This window comes from Geodermatophilus sp. SYSU D01186, from assembly GCF_054050215.1.
The window spans coordinates 1-1,443 of record NZ_JBJGYW010000074.1; the positions used below are offsets into that span (position 1 = coordinate 1).

Here is a 1,443-nt window from a genome sequence, read left to right on the forward strand (position 1 = left end):
CGCGCCGTCTAGGCGGAGACCCAGCCCCCCACCCACCACGCGCCCCCCCCCCCCCCCACCCCCACGCGCTCCCCAGCGCCCGCCGCCCCCCCCCCCCCCCCCCCCCCCCCCCCCAACGCAGGCAGAACCGGCTCGGCCGGTTCTCGGCACCACAGCTTGAACAGCACATCCGCCTGCTCCTCCCCACGCGGTCGGCCTCTCGCCCGTGGACGATTCACCGACGCGTGACGGGGAGGTGCAGGCCCACGAGCCTGGGACCAGCCGACAACGGACCGTCATGCAGCCGCCTGCGCATTGAGTCCTGATGACGATCGCGGAAACCTGCCGGGCCCGCGCATGCCACGGACCGCGCCATGGCACAACCTCGTCGGCATGGAGGCGATCTGAGGCCAGTCCCTGCACAACCTGCACTGCCCGCACTGCGACAGCCGGCTCGTCCAGCGGGCGGGTCGCCGCTTCCACACCGCACTGCTCGCGCCGGTCTACGTCGGCGAGGTGGGCACCCTCAGCTGCCGGGACGGGCACCCGCTACCCGGTCGCCACCAGCTGTACGACTACCGCGCGCAGCAGGGACACGCACCGAGCGCGCCGGTCGCAGAGGTCTGCCCGCCCGCCGGCTGAGCGTCGCCGTGCGCGGATCCGTCGCATGCTGTGTGCCGCACCTCCCGTTCGGAACGGCATGTCGCGGTCCCGTTCGTCACCCCGGCAGATCGGTCCGGGCGGCTGGCAGGACGGTGGTGAGGCCGGTGAGGTCCAGCAGCCGCCGCACGGGGCCGGTTGCGGGTACGAGGACGTCGATGCCGCCGGCGGTCTGGGCGGCCTCGAGGAGGAGGCCGACGCCGACGCTGGCGACGAAGCCGAGCCGGGTGAGGTCGAGGGTGACGGGCCGGTCAGCGGACAGCTCGGCCAGGAGAGTGTCCCGGACCGTGGCGACCCCGGCGAGGTCGAGATCCCCGGTCAGCTCCACGCAGTGGTGGCCGGCGGCGTCAGTGACCACGAGCGTCGCCGGCTGCTCGCCGGGGCGCGGCTCGACGCGGCTCGACGGCGCCCCCGCCGTCGCGGCGAGCAGCGGGCCCGGGATGCGGAACCGCAGGACGGTACCCGCATTCCCGGCGTCGAGCTGGACGTCGCCGGCGAGAGCCGAGATGATCTGCAGCCCCCGGCCCCTGAAGCCCGGATCGCCGGGTACCGGACGCCAGCTGCCGCCGTCACCGACGGCGATGGTCACCCCGCCGTCACCGTCAGCGGTGAGCTCGACGCTGACCCGACCGGGAACCGCCGCGCTCCGGTAGGCGTGCTCGACGGCGTTGCCGGCCGCCTCGCCCAACGCCAACTGCAGGTCCTCGACGGTGGCCCCATCGAACCCGGCCGGGGGGGGGGGGGGGGGGGGGGGGGGGGGGGGGGGGGGGGGGGGGGGGGGGGGGGGGGGGGGGGGGGGGGGGG

Annotated in this window: 1 protein-coding gene; it reads right to left on the reverse strand. The window is 76.0% G+C overall.

Annotated elements, in window-relative coordinates; all coding sequences use genetic code 11:
- Nucleotides 1-697: 697 nt before the first annotated feature.
- Nucleotides 698-1,443 (reverse strand): ATP-binding protein (locus tag ACI784_RS25210; protein WP_457015333.1); only part of this gene is annotated, 746 nt, incomplete at its 5' end.